General features: G+C 63.4%; 16 protein-coding genes and 1 pseudogene. 5 read left to right on the top strand and 12 right to left on the bottom strand.

Annotated features, from left to right (window positions below):
- The first annotated feature begins 33 nt into the window (after positions 1–33).
- Both IAE39_RS09385 and IAE39_RS09380 read left to right on the top strand, forming a co-directional pair.
- Positions 34–1,944, top strand: a complete 1,911-nt coding sequence (locus IAE39_RS09385) for an ATP-binding cassette domain-containing protein (protein WP_201201564.1) — start codon at positions 34–36, stop codon at positions 1,942–1,944.
- Positions 1,945–2,155: 211 nt separating this feature from the next.
- Positions 2,156–2,788 (top strand): LysE family transporter, encoded by a 633-nt coding sequence (locus IAE39_RS09380; RefSeq protein WP_201201556.1) that lies wholly within the window; start codon positions 2,156–2,158, stop codon positions 2,786–2,788.
- 48 nt (positions 2,789–2,836) lie between these two features.
- Here IAE39_RS09380 and IAE39_RS09375 read toward each other — a convergent pair whose 3' ends face one another.
- The gene (locus IAE39_RS09375; protein WP_201201553.1) at positions 2,837–3,589 is read right to left on the bottom strand and encodes a slipin family protein; all 753 of its coding nucleotides are present in this window, start codon (positions 3,587–3,589) and stop codon (positions 2,837–2,839) included.
- A 2-nt stretch (positions 3,590–3,591) separates the two neighbouring features.
- Positions 3,592–4,161, bottom strand: a pseudogene (locus tag IAE39_RS09370) (NfeD family protein); the annotation flags it as partial.
- Positions 4,162–4,286: 125 nt separating this feature from the next.
- On the opposite strand from IAE39_RS09370, the gene IAE39_RS09365 reads away from it, so the two are divergent.
- From IAE39_RS09365 to IAE39_RS09355, 3 genes are all read left to right on the top strand, one after another.
- Entirely contained in the window at positions 4,287–4,745 is a 459-nt protein-coding gene (locus IAE39_RS09365) for an aminoacyl-tRNA deacylase (protein ID WP_201201551.1), read from the top strand.
- A gap of 60 nt (positions 4,746–4,805) precedes the next feature.
- A complete protein-coding gene (locus IAE39_RS09360) occupies positions 4,806–5,048 on the top strand; it encodes a DUF2789 domain-containing protein (protein WP_201201548.1) in 243 nt (80 codons plus the stop codon).
- Positions 5,049–5,117: 69 nt separating this feature from the next.
- The gene (locus tag IAE39_RS09355; RefSeq protein WP_201201546.1) at positions 5,118–5,756 is read left to right on the top strand and encodes an NADH:ubiquinone oxidoreductase subunit N; all 639 of its coding nucleotides are present in this window, start codon (positions 5,118–5,120) and stop codon (positions 5,754–5,756) included.
- Between the two features lie 6 nt (positions 5,757–5,762).
- Here the strand turns inward: IAE39_RS09355 and IAE39_RS09350 are convergent, their stop codons facing one another.
- The 10 genes from IAE39_RS09350 to IAE39_RS09305 all read right to left on the bottom strand — a co-directional run bounded on the left by IAE39_RS09350 (position 5,763) and on the right by IAE39_RS09305 (position 16,948).
- A complete protein-coding gene (locus IAE39_RS09350) occupies positions 5,763–6,200 on the bottom strand; it encodes a CBS domain-containing protein (protein WP_201201544.1) in 438 nt (145 codons plus the stop codon).
- 458 nt (positions 6,201–6,658) lie between these two features.
- Positions 6,659–7,939 (bottom strand): VWA domain-containing protein, encoded by a 1,281-nt coding sequence (locus IAE39_RS09345; RefSeq protein WP_201201542.1) that lies wholly within the window; start codon positions 7,937–7,939, stop codon positions 6,659–6,661.
- Positions 7,940–7,947: 8 nt separating this feature from the next.
- Entirely contained in the window at positions 7,948–9,180 is a 1,233-nt protein-coding gene (locus IAE39_RS09340) for a VWA domain-containing protein (RefSeq protein ID WP_201201540.1), read from the bottom strand.
- Positions 9,181–9,226: 46 nt separating this feature from the next.
- A complete protein-coding gene (locus tag IAE39_RS09335) occupies positions 9,227–9,730 on the bottom strand; it encodes a hypothetical protein (protein WP_201201538.1) in 504 nt (167 codons plus the stop codon).
- A 13-nt stretch (positions 9,731–9,743) separates the two neighbouring features.
- Positions 9,744–10,478 carry a hypothetical protein gene (locus tag IAE39_RS09330; protein ID WP_201201536.1) on the bottom strand — a complete coding sequence of 245 codons (735 nt, stop codon included), beginning with the start codon at positions 10,476–10,478 and terminating at the stop codon, positions 9,744–9,746.
- Between the two features lie 25 nt (positions 10,479–10,503).
- Positions 10,504–12,054 (bottom strand): formylglycine-generating enzyme family protein, encoded by a 1,551-nt coding sequence (locus IAE39_RS09325; RefSeq protein WP_201201534.1) that lies wholly within the window; start codon positions 12,052–12,054, stop codon positions 10,504–10,506.
- Positions 12,044–13,267 (bottom strand): ABC transporter permease, encoded by a 1,224-nt coding sequence (locus tag IAE39_RS09320; RefSeq protein WP_201201525.1) that lies wholly within the window; start codon positions 13,265–13,267, stop codon positions 12,044–12,046. Before IAE39_RS09320 ends, IAE39_RS09325 begins: the two co-directional genes overlap by 11 nt.
- Complete coding sequence (locus tag IAE39_RS09315; RefSeq protein ID WP_201201524.1) at positions 13,251–13,949, bottom strand: ABC transporter ATP-binding protein; 699 nt, start codon at positions 13,947–13,949, stop codon at positions 13,251–13,253. Before IAE39_RS09315 ends, IAE39_RS09320 begins: the two co-directional genes overlap by 17 nt.
- Before the next feature lie 6 nt (positions 13,950–13,955).
- Positions 13,956–15,914: a vWA domain-containing protein gene (locus tag IAE39_RS09310; RefSeq protein WP_201201523.1), complete on the bottom strand. Its 1,959-nt coding sequence runs from the start codon at positions 15,912–15,914 to the stop codon at positions 13,956–13,958.
- Positions 15,911–16,948, bottom strand: a complete 1,038-nt coding sequence (locus IAE39_RS09305) for a hypothetical protein (RefSeq protein WP_201201522.1) — start codon at positions 16,946–16,948, stop codon at positions 15,911–15,913. The genes IAE39_RS09310 and IAE39_RS09305 overlap by 4 nt, the downstream gene beginning before the upstream one ends.

The following is a 16,948-nucleotide window of genomic DNA, read 5'->3' as shown; positions in this document are numbered from 1 at the left end:
GGGCCGAGGAAGCTGGTAGACTCCGCGACCATCATGATCAGACTATCCAACCTCACTTTACAGCGTGGTCCGCAGCGCTTGCTAGAAGGCGCCGAGATGACCCTGCACGCCGGTCACAAGGCCGGCCTGATCGGCGCCAACGGCGCCGGAAAATCCAGCCTGTTCGCCTTGCTGCGCGGTGAGCTGTCGCCCGATGCCGGCGATTGCCAGCTGCCCGGTGACTGGCGCATCGCCCACATGCGGCAAGAGGTCGACACCCTCGACCGCCTGGCTGTGGACTATGTGCTCGACGGCGACGTGCGCCTGCGCAAGGTCCAGGCCGAACTGGCTGCCGCCGAGCAAGCCCACGACGGCACCGCCCTGGCGCGGCTGCACAGTGAGCTGGAAAGCGCCGACGGCTACACCGCCGACGCCCGTGCGCGCAAGTTGCTGGCCGGCCTGGGCTTTACCAATGAGCAGATGGACCGCCGTGTCGGCGACTTCTCCGGCGGCTGGCGGATGCGCCTGAACCTGGCCCAGGCACTGATGTGCCCGTCCGACCTGCTGCTGCTCGACGAGCCCACCAACCACCTGGACCTCGACGCCATCCTGTGGCTGGAAGACTGGCTCAAGGGCTACCCAGGCACATTGTTGCTGATTTCCCACGACCGTGACTTCCTCGATGCCGTGGTCGACCACGTACTGCATGTCGAGCAGCGCAAGCTGAACCTGTACAAGGGCGGCTATACCGCCTTCGAGCGCACCCGTGCCGAGCGCCTGGCGCAGCAGCAACAGGCCTACGAGAAGCAACAGGCGCAGCGCGCGCACATGGAAAAGTACATCGCCCGCTTCAAGGCACAGGCCACCAAGGCCCGCCAGGCACAAAGCCGGATCAAGGCCCTGGAGCGCATGGAAGAGCTTTCGGCGGCGCATGTCGATTCGCCGTTCGACTTCGTCTTCCGCGAATCGCAGAAAATCTCCAGCCCGTTGCTGAGCATGTCCGAAGGCCGCTTGGGTTATGGCGACAAGGCGATCCTCGACAAGGTCAAGCTGCAACTCACCCCGGGTGCGCGCATTGGCCTGCTCGGCCCTAACGGCGCCGGCAAGTCGACCCTGATCAAGAACCTGGCGGGTGAGCTGGAGCCGTTGTCGGGCCGCCTGGTCCGTGGCGAAAACCTCGCCGTAGGCTATTTCGCCCAGCACCAGCTGGACTCGCTGGACGACAAGGCCAGCCCGCTGCTGCACCTGCAGCGCATCGCCCCCACCGAGCGTGAACAGACCCTGCGCGACTTCCTGGGTGGCTTCGACTTCCATGGCGCCCGCTGCGAAGAGCCGGTGGTGAACTTCTCCGGTGGCGAAAAGGCCCGCCTGGCGCTGGCGCTGATTGCCTGGGAGCGGCCGAACCTGCTGCTGCTCGACGAACCGACCAACCACCTGGACCTGGAAATGCGCCTGGCGCTGACCATGGCCTTGCAGGAGTTTGCCGGTGCTGTGGTGGTGGTTTCCCACGACCGTCACCTGCTCAAGAGCACCACCGACGACTTCCTGCTGGTAGCCGATGGCAAGGTCGAAACGTTCGACGGCGACCTCGACGACTACAGCCGCTGGCTGGTCGAGTTCCGCCAGCGCAGTGCGCCGGCCAGCACTGCCCCGGTCAACCCGGACAAGACCGACAAGAAGGCCCAGCGCCAGGCCGCTGCCGCCTTGCGTCAGCAGTTGGCACCGCACAAGAAGGCCGCCGACAAGCTTGAAAGCGAACTTAACCAGGTGCACGCGCAACTGGCCGAGATCGAGACCGCGCTGGGCGACGCTGGCCTGTACGAGTCCGCGCGCAAGGACGAGCTGCGTGACCTGCTGGCCCGCCAGACCAAGCTCAAGCAACGCGAAGGTGAGCTGGAAGAGGCCTGGATGGAGGCGCTGGAAAGCCTTGAAAGCATGCAGGCTGAGCTTGAGGCGCTGTCCTGAAAGGGCAGCTCTGCCTGATCCGGCCTCTTCGCGGGTAAACCCGCTCCCACAGGTACTTTACCGCCTTCAAACCCTGTGGAGATTCTGTGGGAGCGGGTTTACCCGCGAAGAGGCCAGCTCAGGCAACACAAACCCATCAAAAATAACTGGTTATTTTTTCACCAACCCCTTAGCTTAACGTTTTGCAACATATGTTCGAGCGAGGTGTGTGATGTCGATGGAAGTATGGTTGGGCTTCTTTGCCGCCTGTTGGGTGATCAGCCTGTCACCCGGTGCCGGGGCGATTGCCTCGATGTCCAGTGGCCTGCAATACGGCTTCTGGCGTGGTTACTGGAACGCCCTGGGCCTGCAACTGGGCCTGATTTTGCAAATCGCCATCATCGCCGCCGGCGTCGGTGCCGTATTGGCCGCCTCGGCCACGGCCTTCCAGTTCATCAAATGGTTCGGCGTCGCCTACCTCGTCTACCTGGCCTACAGGCAATGGCGCGCCCTGCCGATGGACATGACTGATGAATCCGGCGTGCGCCCGATCGGCAAACCGCTGAGCCTGGTGTTCCGCGGCTTCCTGGTCAATGTCAGCAACCCCAAGGCGCTGGTGTTCATGCTGGCGGTGCTGCCACAGTTCATCAACCCCCATGCACCGCTGCTGCCGCAATATGTGGCGATTACCGTGACCATGGTCAGTGTCGACCTGCTGGTGATGGCCGGGTACACCGGGCTGGCCTCGCGGGTGCTGCGCCTGCTGCGCACGCCCAAGCAACAGAAGCGCTTGAACCGGACCTTTGCCGGGTTGTTCATTGGTGCGGCTACTTTCCTGGCCACCTTGCGTCGCGCGCCAATCTGATAGACCGCATTCAGGCCATTCGCGGGCAAGCCCGCGAATGGGCCAACGCTATTTCTGCTTATCCACCAACCCCTTGAGTAAATCCACGGGCAGCGGAAAGACAATGGTCGAACTCTTGTCCCCGGCAATCGTCCCTAGCGTCTGCATATAGCGCAACTGCATCGCTCCCGGTTCCTTGCTCAGCATCTGGGCCGCCTGCATCAGTTTCTCCGACGCCTGCAACTCCCCCTCGGCATGGATTACCTTGGCCCGCCGTTCACGCTCGGCTTCGGCCTGGCGTGCGATGGCGCGGACCATCGATTCGTTGAGGTCGACGTGCTTGATCTCGACGTTGGCCACCTTGATGCCCCAGGCATCGGTCTGCGCATCCAGCACCTGGCGGATGTCCAGGTTCAGTTGCTCGCGCTCGGCCAACAGCTCGTCCAGTTCGTGCTTGCCCAGTACCGCCCGCAGGGTAGTCTGGGCCAACTGGCTGGTCGCTACCAAAAAGTCCTCGACCTGGATGATTGCCTTCTGTGGGTCGAGCACACGGAAGTACACCACGGCATTCACCTTGACCGAGACGTTGTCTCGGGTGATCACATCCTGAGGGGGGACATCCAGAACCACGGTGCGTAGGTCAACCCGCACCATTTGCTGGATCACCGGGATCAACAGGATCAGCCCCGGCCCCTTCACCTGCCAGAAGCGCCCCAGTTGGAACACCACGCCGCGTTCGTATTCGCGCAAGATGCGGAACGCCGACAGCAACAGCATCGCCAGTACGATCAGCACGGCAGTGAAACCCACTTGCATGAACATGATCATTCTCCTTGCGCCGCAGGCGCGGCCGCGCTCACTTCCAGCCTGACGCCAAGGCGCGCGGTGATCCGCACGTTCTGGCCAGCTTGCAGCGGTGTTGCGCACTGCACCTGCCATAGCTCGCCCTGGGCCTGCACAACGCCAGAGAACGGGTTGCCTGCTATTACCTGAGTCACGGTGGCCAGGCTGCCGACCAGGCCAGCGTCGCCACTGACCAACGCCCGCCGGCGCGCCTTCAGGGCCATGCCCAGCACTGCGGCCAGCAGCAATACCAAGAGCAACGCCAAGAAGAGGATCAGGGTCAATGACAGGCTGAAGCCAGGGGCGTTGGTGTCGATCAGGCTCAATGCGCCGACCATGAAAGCAATGAGGCCGAAGAACCCGACTACGCCGTAGTTGGGCAGGACCAGCTCGGCAATCATGAAGGCGAGGCCCAGCAGGATCAGGGCTGCCCCGGCGAAACTCACCGGAACCACCAACACGGCTTGTTCGCTGGCCGCCATTACGGCGTGGCTCCCAGCAACAGCCGCAGCCTGCCCGCCGGGCGGAATGCCAAGCAGCATCAGCAGCAACAACCAGCGCCAGCAGCAGGCAACCACCTGTCGTCACCTCGTTTGCCTCTATTGAACAAGTTTAGCCCTGCCTGCCGCTGCCCGGCCTAAAATTGGAGATTGGGGGGCGAAACCGGAGGTGCATCATGCGTATGGCAAAGACCCTGCAGGCCCGCCTGGACAAGGCGAACTGCGACTACGACATCATTCCCCACCCACATTCGGCCACCAGCCTGGAGTCGGCCCGCACGGCCGGCGTGCCCGCCGAGCGGGTCGCCAAGTCGGTGATGCTCGATGACCGTCATGGCAACTACATCATGGCTGTGCTACCGGCCAACCGGCACCTGGACATGACCAAGGTGCGTATGTCCGGGGCTTGGCAGCTGACCCGGGAAAGCGGCCTGCCAAGCCTGTTCAACGACTGCGAACGCGGTGCGGTGCCAGCCCTTGGCGATGCCTACCAGATAAAAATGCTGCTGGATTCGAGCCTTACCCGTCAGGGTGATGTCTATCTGGAGGCGGGTGATCACGATCATCTGATTCACATGAGCATGGAGCAATACCTGAAGCTGGTGCCACGCGCCGAAGTGCGTGAGCTCAGCTGATGCTCTCAACCCAAGCCGGGCTGACGTCGTCGACGATCGGCCCGGCATCGAGGAGGCACCATGGACAAGCCGATTCATCCTTTGTCGGAAATTTTCAAACAGCTGGGGCTCTCTGACGACCCTGTCGAAATCGACCGGTTCATCACCACCCATTCGCCGCTCGACGACGATGTGAAGCTGGTTGACGCCCCGTTCTGGAATGACTCGCAGCGGGCATTCCTGAAAGAAAAGTACATTGCCGATGACGACTGGATTCCAATGATCGACCAACTCAACGAGGCGCTTCACCCGCAGAAAAAATAAAGTGCCGAGCGGCACCTGACGAGTGAGTGGCCGTTGCTATGCTCAGGAAAACAATAAGGGGATAGCGCGATGAAAGATCCCTACGCACCAGGTTTCTGGTGCTCCGTGACGATCCTGGGCATCCTGACGGCCAGTTACTTCCACGGCATCCGGCAGGCGCAACCGATGAACCAGGCGGTGCACTTCCTGTATGCCGCTGCCGCAGTCACTGTGGCGGTTGTACTGGTGGCGCTGACCTGGATTGCCTGGCAGCAACTGCACCTGAACAAGCGCGAAGTGATCCAGGGTCGAACGCTGCTGACCATCTGGAACACCAAGGTCGCGCTGCGCCGTGTCGAAACCGTGTTCGACCGCTATTTCTGGGGCAGCTACTGGCATTCCGGGCGTACGTTCGAAGAGGTCATGGGCGAACTCAGGGGCACGCCGCTGGAGCAGAGCCTGGATGCGCTGAAGCGCCAGTGCCGGGTGCTCGACCGCGAAATCCATGACCACCATCACCATTGGCTGGCCAACGCCCGCGACCTGTCCAGCGTGGCCCAGGCCATGGCCCGTGAGCGCTACCAGCTAGACCTGGGCGAGCCCACCCACAGCGGCCACGGCAACACCGCGGTGCTCAATCGCGACCTGGAAGTGCTGGTGTACACCTGGTCGGCGCGTCTGCGCAGCTTCGACCATCAGCTGGACGAACTGGAGCGCGCCTACCATTGAGGCGGCTCATTCGCCGCGGATGTATTGCTCAAGTTGCGCGATCAGGTTGGCCTGTTCGGCGATGGTTTCCTTCACCAGATCACCAATCGACAGCAGCCCGAGCAACTCGCCATTGCTGACTACCGGCAGGTGGCGCAGGTGGCGGTTGGTCATAAGGTTCATGCAGTATTCGAGGTTCTGCTTGGGTTCCACGGTAACCACCGGCGCACTCATGATTTCGCGCACCGGGGTGGCGGCGGACGAGCGGCCCTTGAGCACCAGCTTGCGCGCATAGTCACGTTCACTGACGATACCCACCACCTGGTTGCCCTCGACCACGGGCAGCGCACCGACGTTTTTTTCCGCCAGCACTTTCAGGGCGTCGAGCACCGAGTCATCCGGGCCGATGGTGTACACGGTCTGGTGCTGGGACTTGGTTTTGAGGATTTGTTCGACGGTCTTCATACGGGCCTCTGCGGGTGAAAAAAACGCTGTCTCGGAGTAACTAAAGCATCCGGCACGGCGCTCTGCACGGCAATGCAGGAAACGGCATGGAGTCGATTGAAAAACGTCATCATGGGTCGCCTGTGCGGGCCTCTTCGCGGCTAAAGCCGCTCCCACAGGGCTGCATCGCCTTCAAGGCAGGCACAGAACCTGTAGGAGCGGCCTTGCCGGGGCGCCGGACCGGTCGGATGGGCTGCGAAGCAGCCGCGGCAATTTGTGCATCTGTGCGCAAACCCTGGGGCTGCTGCGCAGCCCATCGCGACACAAGGCCGCTCCTACAAGGGCGTGTGCTGGCCCGAAGGGATATGCAAGACAGTTGCTCCCAGCAGGAACGCCACTGACCTCAAGGCCTGTGGTGCATCTGTGGGAGCGGCTTTAGCCGCGAACACCGGCGCAGCCGGTGCCATCTATCGCTGCGTCTACAGGCAACCGCTCGCGGCTACCTCCTGGCTCGCTTCCTTGAGTGCTGCGGCAACGGCCGCAGCATCATTGGCGGTATACACCCGCCCGCCGGTATTGCTGGCGGCGCAGTTGGAGCCGGTGCTGGCGCTGATATTGACCACATTGATCCGCAACCGTGGCTGGCTCTTGGCTATCTGCTCCGACACGCTGCAGACACTGGTGCCGCAACTGTCCCGGCCATCCACGAACATCACGATCACCCCATCCCGGTCACGCCCGTTCATCTTGCTGGCTGCCGCTTGCAGGCTGATGCCCAGGCCTGTTCCGCCCCGAGCATCCAGGCCGGCAATACGCTTGATCAGATCGGCGCGCTGGCCTTGGCCGAATACGCCGTGATCGACCGGGCTGCGGCAGCCATTGAAGGTGACCAGGCGCATCTCTACAGCCTTGTCCAGGTCGCCGATTACCGAGGTCAGTGAGCTTTTTGCCACGTCCATGCGGGTGAGCCGTTGCGGCTGGTTGTTGGCCAGCAGTTCATCGACGAAGGGAATACGTGCCAGCAGGCTGATGTACCAAGGGTCATCCTGCTTTTTTACCCTGATGCGCTGGTCCATGGAGCCGGAGGTGTCCAGCACCACTGCAAACTCCGACGCCTGGAAGGCACCCCCCGGCGTACAGATTGCGGTCTGCGTGTAGCCCTGCCAGCGCTGGTACAGCACGGGCCAGCTGCTGTACAGCCAGTAGAGCAGCAGCAATAACAGGCCAAACAGCAGCCAGGGCCAAAGGCGCAGGGGGCGGCGTTCGACGGTCACAACGGTCCGTGTTCTCACCGGTGCTGGCGCGGGCTTTGGTTTGATCGACGCTACTTTTGGCGGTGGCGGTGGCGGTGGCGGTGGCGGCGCGACGGGTGTCGGTTGTCCCCAGCGAATCACCAGCGGTTCGCCGTTGATGCTGTACAGGTTGGCCAGGTCCGGTGGCCCGACCAGCGTGCGCAAAGCCTCTGCTGCAGGTGCCTGGCCGCGCCTTTGCAACTCGTCCGCCAGCTGGCCGACGGCTGCCTGGCGCTCCTCGTAGCGTTTCAGCAGGGCAGCCTGCTGTTCGCGCCCGAGCGTGGCATACAGATTCGGTTGCCCCTCAAGCTCCGACCACCATTCCAGCACGCCATCGCGCCCCTGCCTGGGGGTTGCATACAGATGGGCGATGCCTGGTGGAAAGTGCTGGCGAATCAGCGCCACCCTCTGTTCGAGGGCACTGGCCGCATCCTGGCTGGCATGGGTGTCGCGGTTTACCCTTTGCATGGTTTTTCCTAGTCGCAATCGGCCGTGCTGGAGACTTCCTGGCTGGCATCCCTGATGGCCGCGGCTACCTGCTCGGCATCGTTGGCGGAATAGATGCGGCCACCGGTGTGTTCGGCGACGCAGCTGGCCAGGTTGCTGTTGCTGATGTTGATCAGGTTGACGCGCAGGCGGGGTTGTTCCCGGGCAATCCGTTGTGCCACGGCACAAACGTCCTGCTCGCAACCGTCCGCGCCGTCGATGAACATCAGGATCACACCGTCGCGGTCGCGGCCGTTCATGGCTCTGGCGGTCACGTCCAGGCTGGCTGCCAGCGGGGTGCCGTCATCGGGAACCAGCGCCTGGATACCTTTGATCAGATCCGCACGCTGGGCCAGCGTGAACACGCCATGGTCGACCGGCGTGCGGCAGCCATTGAACGTCACCACACGCATGTCCACCGCCGGGTGCAGGTCGTTGATCAGGTGGGTCAGGCTGCTCTTGGCCACGTCCATGCGCACGGGGGCTTGGGTAAGCTGCGCAACACGTTGCTGATCGATGTTCGGGTCATCATTGATGTGCTGGAAGTACCATTGCTCGTCTTCCTGGGTGGTGGCCACGTTGAGTTGCATCGAACCTGAGGTGTCGAGCACCACGGAAAATTCCGGCGGCTGTATCCGCGTGTCCTTCACACAGGCGAACGGCGTGGTCTCGCGGCTGGCAAACCAGTGCTGCAGGTAAGGCCAGCCGAACCACAAGGCCAGGGCCAGCAACAGCAGGCCAAGCAGGGGCAGCAGAAACCACGGCAGCCATATCCAGCGCCGGCGCACCACTGGCGCCGGTGGCGGCATGGGTGCCGGCGCGGGCTTGGGCGCTGCAGGCTCGGCCCAGCGCACCACCAGCGGTTGCCCGTTGACGCTGTACAGGTTGTTCAGGTCGGCAGGCCCGATCAGCTTGCGCAACAGCGCCGCCTCGTTGGCCTGGCCCAGGCTTTCCAGTTTGCCGACCAGTTGGCGCACGGCGTCCTGGCGCTCGTCATACAGGCGCAGCAAGGCGGCCTGCTGCTCGGCGCCCAGGTCGTGGTACCGGTGCGGTTGGCCTTGCAGGTCCGACCACCATTCGCGCAGGCCGTCCTTGCCAGTGCGCGGGGTGGCAAACAGATGAGCGATACTTGGGGGGAAGTGCCTGACGATAATCGCCATGGCGGCTTCGAGTGCCCGCAGGTCGTCCTTGGCGGGGCTGGTGTCGCGGGTAACCCGCTGCATGTGGATATCCTGAAAAGATTCGGCAGCCGAAGCTGCCGAAGAGGTTTTACTCGTAACCCAGGCTCAGCTGTAGGCGGCTGACCTGTTGTTGCAGGTCCTTGAGTTTCTGCTTGCGGGCTTCGATCTGGGCGCTGCTGGCATTGGCCGAAGGCGCCGCCTGGTTGGCCTTGAGCTGCTGTTCCAGGCCGGCGATCTGTTTTTGCACATCGCTCTTGTTGCCATGGCGGGCCTTGAGGGTGCTCAGCAGGCCGTTCAATGACTGCTCCAGGCTGGCCTGCTGGCGCTGCTGGCTTTGCAGGTCCTGGCGGGTCGAGGCCTGTAGTGCGCTCAACTGTGCGTAGACCTCGTTGAACTGGCGATTCTGCTCCTGCGCACTGCGCAGGTTCTGTTCGCTGTTGCGTACGCCTTCGGCATAGCCACCGCCATAGTCACAGTTGAGTTTTCCGATCAGGCTGGCGTTGCTGTCGGAGGCATTGCACTGCGAGGCAGTGGTTGCACACCCGGCAAGGCTGGCCAGCAGGGCCAGGCACAGGCAATTACGCAGGAACATGGCGTGCTCTCCCTCAGCCCAAGGTGATAGCCGAACGCTGGTTGTAGAGGCCGTCGACCTCTTGCTGCAGCGATGCGACCTTGGTGTTCATCTTGGCGATCTCGGCTTCCACCTTCTGCACTTCGGCCTGGCTGGCACCGCCGTCACGCTCGAGCTTGGCCACTTGCTGGTATTCGTTGACGCGGGTTTTCATGTTGTTCAGGTCTTTGCGCATCAAGCCGATGTTCTGGTCGATGTTGGCGATGTCTTGCTGGGCCTTGGCCTTGTCGACGGTCTTGGCCTTGATGCTTTTCTGCAGGCTGGCGATCTGTTGCTTGTCGTCGTTGATGACGCGTTGCAGGGTATTGCTACGCTCCGCGACCTTGGCGGTTTCACCTTGCACTTCGGTGGTCATCGCATTCAGGCGCTCGGTGGTATCGGCATACTTGGCGCGGCGCTGGTCCAGGTAGTAGTTGGCGCCCATGGCCACACCGCACGCTGCGACACCGGCAATGATCGAGCATGCCGCCTTGTTGCCGGAGTTGGACAGCATGCAGGCGAGGATGCCGCCGCCAGCGGCGATGGCACAGGCCTGGAAGCCCGACGTGGTGAAGAACTTGGCATCGTTGCCGCTGGTCAGGCGCGGGTCGGGCGTGCCGCCGCTACCGGTCATCGAACTGCCGGTGCTGGCGCACCCGGTAAAGGCCAGGCATGCGGCCATCAGCAGACTGAGCCAAGGGTTGATACGGCTGGATGTAGTGGTGTTCATGTTGCGGCTCCTGGATGTCCTTGGGTCAATGTGTGACGGTCTTGCAGGTGTTCAGCCAAGCGGTGGCGTCGATTTTCTGGGTCTTCAGGAACGACACCTGGTTGGCCCAGTGGGTTTGCAGGTATGGCGACAGTTCCTTGAGGTTCTTGTTGGCCTTGAGCGAGCCGTCCAGCACCGGGACCTGGGCTTCGATCAAGTCTTTGCCGTACAGCGAGCCAGACTCCACCAGCGAGCTGGCGTAGTAGCGGCTGAGCTTGTGCAGGCGTTGTTCCTGCTCTTCGAGCTTGACCTTGCGCACGCCACAGGTCGGGTCTTCTTCCCCGGCCTTGCAGTTGCTGGCGTAGTTCTTTTGCAGGAAGTCCAGGTACTGGCCGTCGTCGAGCATCTTGGTGCACAGGAAGGCACCCAGGTTGAGGCTGGCGCGGATGGCCTGGTCGCGGGCTTCCTGCTGCTGCTGGTTGCTGGCGCGCAGCTGGCTTTCGACCGTTTTCAGCTGGGTCTTGAGGGCTTGGTCTTCGACGTTGGAGGCCAGCTCTTCCAGCGCTTTCACCGTGCCTTTCTGTTTGCTGTCGGCGGCCGGCTGATCGCTGCCCAGGCTGCTCCAGCTTTTCTCGATGCTCTTGACCCGGTCGCGCGAGGTCAGGGTCGGCGAAACCATGGCCAGGCGCAGGCCGTTGGTCTTCTTGGCTACGGCGCCTTCGGCGTTGTAATACGGTTCTTCCTGGCGCAGCGAGGTGCGCAGTTCACCCTCGCTGGTCAGGTAGTTGCCACCGCGCACCACATAGCCGCCGGCCTGGCCGTGCTGGCGGTCGAGCTTGTTCAGGCGGAACGGCTCGAACATCATTTCGCTGGCATTGCCGAGCATGTCGTGCAGGCCCAAGGGGTTTGGCTTGAGCAGGCCGGTCAGCTGCAACTGGCCGTTGGCGGACTGGGCGCCAGCAAACCACTCGTAGGCGTTCAGGCCCTCGGCCATGGGGTAGCGGCCATCACGAAATTCGGCCGTGCTGACTTGCAGGCCACCGCGCGCGGCGAACTCCCATTCCACCTCGGTCGGCAAGCGCAGAAAGCCCTGCGCGCCATCTTCGCGGGGCAGCTTGTCTGGCGCATTGGCGCGCAACCAGCGGTTGTACTTGTCGGCGGCCTGCAGGGCATCCAGCCAGGACACCGACACCACCGGCAGGCGTTGCTTGTTGGAGGCGGTCGGGCAGGTTTCGTCCATCAGCGCCTTGTACTGCAGCTGGCTCATCTCGTACTTGGCCAGCAGGTAGTAGCGCGATTTCTCGCCCTTGGCGCTGGTGAAGCTACCGGCGATGAAGGCGGGCCGGGTCTGCTCGACATAGCCCCATTCGGCGCTGTCCTGGCCAATGTTGATCGGGTAGTCGTCCAGCGGCCCGGCCACCGGGATCATCACCTTGCGAAACACCATGGCCCCCTCGCAGGGCATGGGCAGCACCACGTCGTCGGCCTCGGGCATGGGGTTGAAGTATTTCTCGTCCCAGCTTGCCGCTGCTGCTTGCAGCGCGAAGCCGAGAGCGAGTGGCGCCAGCAGCAGGCGGCTATAGGCTTTAGAGTTCACGCAGGCTCTCCGCAGGTTGTATCCGTATGGCACGCAAGGCGCCGATCAGGGCGACCAGGCCGGCGACCAAAAAGGCCAGCAGCAGGGCGACCAGGCCATGCCAGACGGTGATGTGACAGATGAAGGCACCGGTTGCCTGGCTGCTGACCAGCAGCCGGTCGAACAACAGGCTGCCCAGGTAATAGCTGGCAAGCCCGCCCAGGTAGCCTGCCAGGCTCAGCACGAGCGCTTGCAGCACCACGTAGGCGGACACCGCGGCGCTGCTGAAGCCAAGCAGGCGTAGCACGGCCAGGTGGCGGCGCTTGCGGTCGATGTTGGCCAGGAAGGCGCCCACCAGCGAGGCGATACAGCCGATCAGGGCGGCACCGGCAATTACGCCGAAAATAAGCCCCAGCACGTGGTTGATCGCTTTGACGTTGTCGATCTCCGCCAAGCGGCTGGTGGTCTCGATACGTTGCGCATTGAGCCAGTGTTCCAGCGGCGCCACGCTGTCGATGTCCCGCGCATAGACCCGCGCCCGGGCATAACCGATTTTCAGGGTGTCCATGGCCTGGCCGCTGCTGGCCCCCAGGCTGGCGACCAGGTAGCCATCGCGGTAATGCTCCAGCTCCATCAGCAGCTCGGGGCTGACGAAGGCTGCCGGCCGAGCGAAGCGCACAGCACTGACGATGGCGCGCACTTGCAGGGTGCGCTCGCCGCGCTCGTTGACCTCGTTCAGGCGCCGGGCAACGCGCAGGCGCAGGTGGTCACCCACCTTGGCATCAAGGCGCTCGGCGGCCCGTTCGCTGAGGATCACCTGGTCGCGCGCCAGTTCACTCAGGTCGGTCGCCAGCAACGGGTCGCCGGCCCGGGTAGGAATGACTTCGACATTGTCGGCAAAGCGGCCATGGGCCCCGAGCAGGTCGGCCTGGGTGTTCAGCGAACGGGTCTGGCCAATGGCGAAGCCCACTTCCGGGCGTGCCTGCAGGCGCTGCAACCAGGCTTGGTCATAGTGGCCGCTGCTGAGCATCTTGACTTCGAGGTTGCGCGGGTCGCTGAGCAGTTCCTGCTGCAACTGGCTGACCACCCCGTGCTTGAGGCCGAACAGCAACAGCAGCGGGGCGATGACGGCGACCAGCGAGGCGGCCATGCACAGGGAAACATTGCGGTCGTGCCACAGGTCGGCCAGGGACAACCTGACCAGCAGTGCCAGGCGTTTATGCCACGGGTTCAAAGCGTGTTTCCCCTTCACCGTTGATGGCAGCCAGCCGCGGCAGGCCGAAGCGCTCGACCAGCGCCCAGTCGTGTGACACCACCAAGGCACTGAGCCCCAGTTCGGTCACCAGGTTCAGCAGCAGTTCGAACAACCGCTCGGCGTTGTGTGGGTCCAGTGCGGCGGTTGGCTCGTCGGCCAGCAACACCTTTGGCTCGTGGGCGATGGCGCGCACGCAGGCTACCCGCTGGCGCTCGCCAATCGACAGGGCCTGGGGCAACTTGCCCAGCAGCGGTGCCAGGCGCAATGCGTCGACGGCCTTGTCCACTGCCGCGCTGGCAGGCGCAAGGCCGAGCAGGCGGCGCGGCAGCAGGATGTTGTCACGCACGCTGAGGAACGGCAGCAAGCCGCCGTTCTGCAGCACGAAACCCAACTCGCGCGAGCGCAAGGCCGCCAGGGCCGGTTGCTGGTCGGTGGCCAGCAGGCTGGCCACGTCCAGGCCTTGCGGGCCAAGCCGGTAGTGCGTCAGCTGCTCAGGCTTGAGCAGCAGGCCGATGGCTTCCAGCAGCGTGCTCTTGCCGCAACCGCTTTCGCCGGTAATGGCGCGAATCTCGCCGGCCTGCAGGCACAGCGCGTCCAGCCGTATCCGGTGAGCCTGCGATCCTTCGCCTCGGACAACCCGTAATCCCTTGATATCGAGCATGTGGGGTCAGGGCATCATTTCCAGTGGTACCGGGTAGACGTTGTCACGGCTGTCACTGCCCGGGGCCAGGGCGACCCAGCGGTCGACGTCAGCGTTGTAGCGCTGGTAATGGCGAAGCTTGGTGCTCAGGCTGCGGATGAATTTCTCCTGGGCCAGGCCGTCCCAGCCTTTCCAGGTTTCTTCGTCCAGGTTCAGCACTTCGCTCTGGTAGGGCAGGTCTTGCAGGTATTCACCCAATACGCCGAGGTCAGCCACGCGCGTGGTCGAGCCCTGCTTGAGCTGGTTCGGGTCGGCGCCCATGGTCGCGGCAACCGAACGCAGGCGGGTGAACATTTCGTCTGGCGAAATCATGCCTTCGTTGGCCGCATCGAGGATTTGCTTGAGCACATCGCTCAGGTCGCTGAGCTGGGCCTTGGTCAACAGCACGCGCACATCAGTGGTCGGCACGTTCTGCTTGATCAGGTCGCGGTCGCTGATCCAGGCCTGGAACACGGGTGGCGCCTGGGTGCCGTTGGCTTTGCCAAGGTAGGCCAACTGCATGGCGTGGCCAATCAGCGCGGCATCTTCGAGCATTTTTTGCTCGGCGGGGGCGGCCTTGGCATTGGTGGCGCTGCCAATGGCGGCCTCGCCCATGTAGGCCGCCTGCACTTGCTGGGTGATGGCCGCAGCCAGGCCGTCGACCTTGCGGCCAAAGGCCTCCACATCGCCGGCATTCACCGGGTAGTACAGCGAGGTGTTGGTACCCGGGTAGTTCGATAGCGTGCGGTACTGCGCCTCGGCACTGCTGTGGTTCTTCGCGCCGCTCGGGGTTTTCAGGTGCAGGGTATACAGGGCGACGCCCGGGTTGCTGGCTTCGATCTTGACCTGCTCGGCGCCAAGGCCGGTGCTGGACAGTTTGTCGCCACCGTCGACGGCACCGGCATCGGTGATCAGCACCACATAACGGGCGCCGAACTGGCTCCAGTCGATCTGGTCCACGGCCGACATCACGCCGGCGTAGGCATCCTCGTTGAACTCGCTGCTGGAGACCTTGGCCTGCTTGAGGTCGGCAACCTTGGCCATGAAGTCGGCACCGTCCTTCACCGTGTTGGGGTCGGCGTACATCTTGCTGACGTACTCCAGGCCCGGCACGGCCTTGGTGCTGGAACGGTAGGCAACCAGGCCGAACTTGACCTGTTTGCCGAGGTTTTCCTTTTCGATCTGCGCATACACGCGCTTGATCGCTTCACGGGTGCGGTCGATGTACGGGTCCATCGAGATGGTCGAGTCAATGACGAACACTACCGCTGCACTGAACGCCTTCAACTGCTGGTTGGCAGCGGCCTGGCCGGGCGCAGGCGCTGCTGCTGCCGCTGCGGCGCTGTCGGCCTTGCTGACCGAAGCCACGTTGAGGATGCGGGTGCGGAAACCTTCTTCGGTCATCACTTCTTCGCCGCTGAGCACTGGCAGCAGGTAGAAGTTCTTTTGCAGGTCGACGAAGTACTCCGGCTCTTCGGCCAGTACCCCTGGCGCCTCGGTGCCATGCTTGAGCTTGGCGCGCAGCGGCGCCACGTGGCTGACCGGGTCGGGGGCATTGAGAATGCCTTCGAGCTGGTTGCGTTCCTTGAAGAACATCAGCCGGTCGCGGTTGGCCGGGTTGGTGAAGGCCAGGGTCAGCTGCATTTTCCATTCGACGGTGCAGTCTGCTGGCAGCCAGCCGATGCTCTTGCCCTGAGTATCGGGGCCGACCCGCAGCCACTCGTGGGCGTCGGCCTGGGCACGCTCATACACATAAAAGCGGCTGAACGTCGGTTGCGCGGCACCCGGGGCGGCACCTGCGCTATCGCTGAGTTTGCAACCCGGGGTGGTCAGCACACGCTGGAACAGGGTTTTCTTGCCATCCTGCAGCAGCGGCTTGTCGGCAGCCTGCAGGGCGGGGCTGAGGGACAAGGCCAGCAGCGCGGCGCCAACGCTAAGCATCTTCATGGCTTGAGCTCCTCATAACGCTGCTTGGCTTCGGCGTTGTTTTCATCGAAGCCGAGGATGGTCTCGTACCAGGAGGCTGCCGTGGCGGCTTCCGGTGCCTTGAAGCAGTTGCTTGGCTGGTGGTACTTGGGGTCGTATTCGTGGGCGTAGGCCGTGGCGATCTGGATGTCACCGGCATTGGCGCGGTTGGCATACAGGCGCTGGGCTACGTCGCACTGGTCGTTGCTCTTGGCCAGGCTGATCACTTCAAGCAGTGCGGCGCTGTCCGGCTTGCTCTGGATGCAGGACTGCAGGAACGCCAGGGAGGTCTGGCTTTTCATGCTTTCCAGCGAGCAGGGTTTGGCCGCTTCGGTCTGGGTTACAGGCTTGTCTTCAGGCGGCACCGGTACCGGCGCTTCGGCTGCGCCGCGGTTGAACCACCACCAACCGCCGGCAGCGAGTGCCAGCAAAATCAGGATCAACAGCGGCAGCAGCCACTTGTTGCCTTGCTTGTTTGCCACGGTCGGCGCTGCAGCAGCTGGCGCCGGCTGAGGGGCTGGCGCGGGTTCTGGCTTGGGCGCTGCAACCGCTGCCGGGGCAGGCTCAGGCGTGCTTGCCACCGGCGGCTCGATCACCACCGATGCGCTCGCCAGCGGGGCCGGTGGCGGGGACTGCTCCAGCGCCGGCCCGGACTCGACAGAGGCGATGATGGCGCTGTTGATACGCACCATGCCCAGGTCGCTGCGCCCGGTTTGCGGGTTGCTGACCTCGATGCGGAACGTGGCGGTGCCGCTGGCCTGCAGCAACGGGTTGATCAGGTTGGGGCCGATCCGCGTTTCGATGGCCGGGGCGCCGGCAACGGCAACCAGGTTATCCAGGCGGAACCAGTGGGCGACGTTGCCCCAGTGCCCGCCTTCATGCAGGAACTCATGGGACTGGCTGCTTTGCAGGGAGCATTGCAGCCCTTCGCTGGGGCCCTCCCAGCCGGTGATCCGCAGCAGGCCCTGGCCCGGCGTGTTCACTTCCAGTGGCAGCACATCAACTCTGATACCCAT

This window comes from Pseudomonas sp. S37, from assembly GCF_016658545.1.
Lineage (GTDB): Bacteria > Pseudomonadota > Gammaproteobacteria > Pseudomonadales > Pseudomonadaceae > Aquipseudomonas.
The sequence above is the reverse complement of the archived record's forward strand: the minus strand, read 5'-3'. Positions and strand labels throughout refer to the sequence as shown.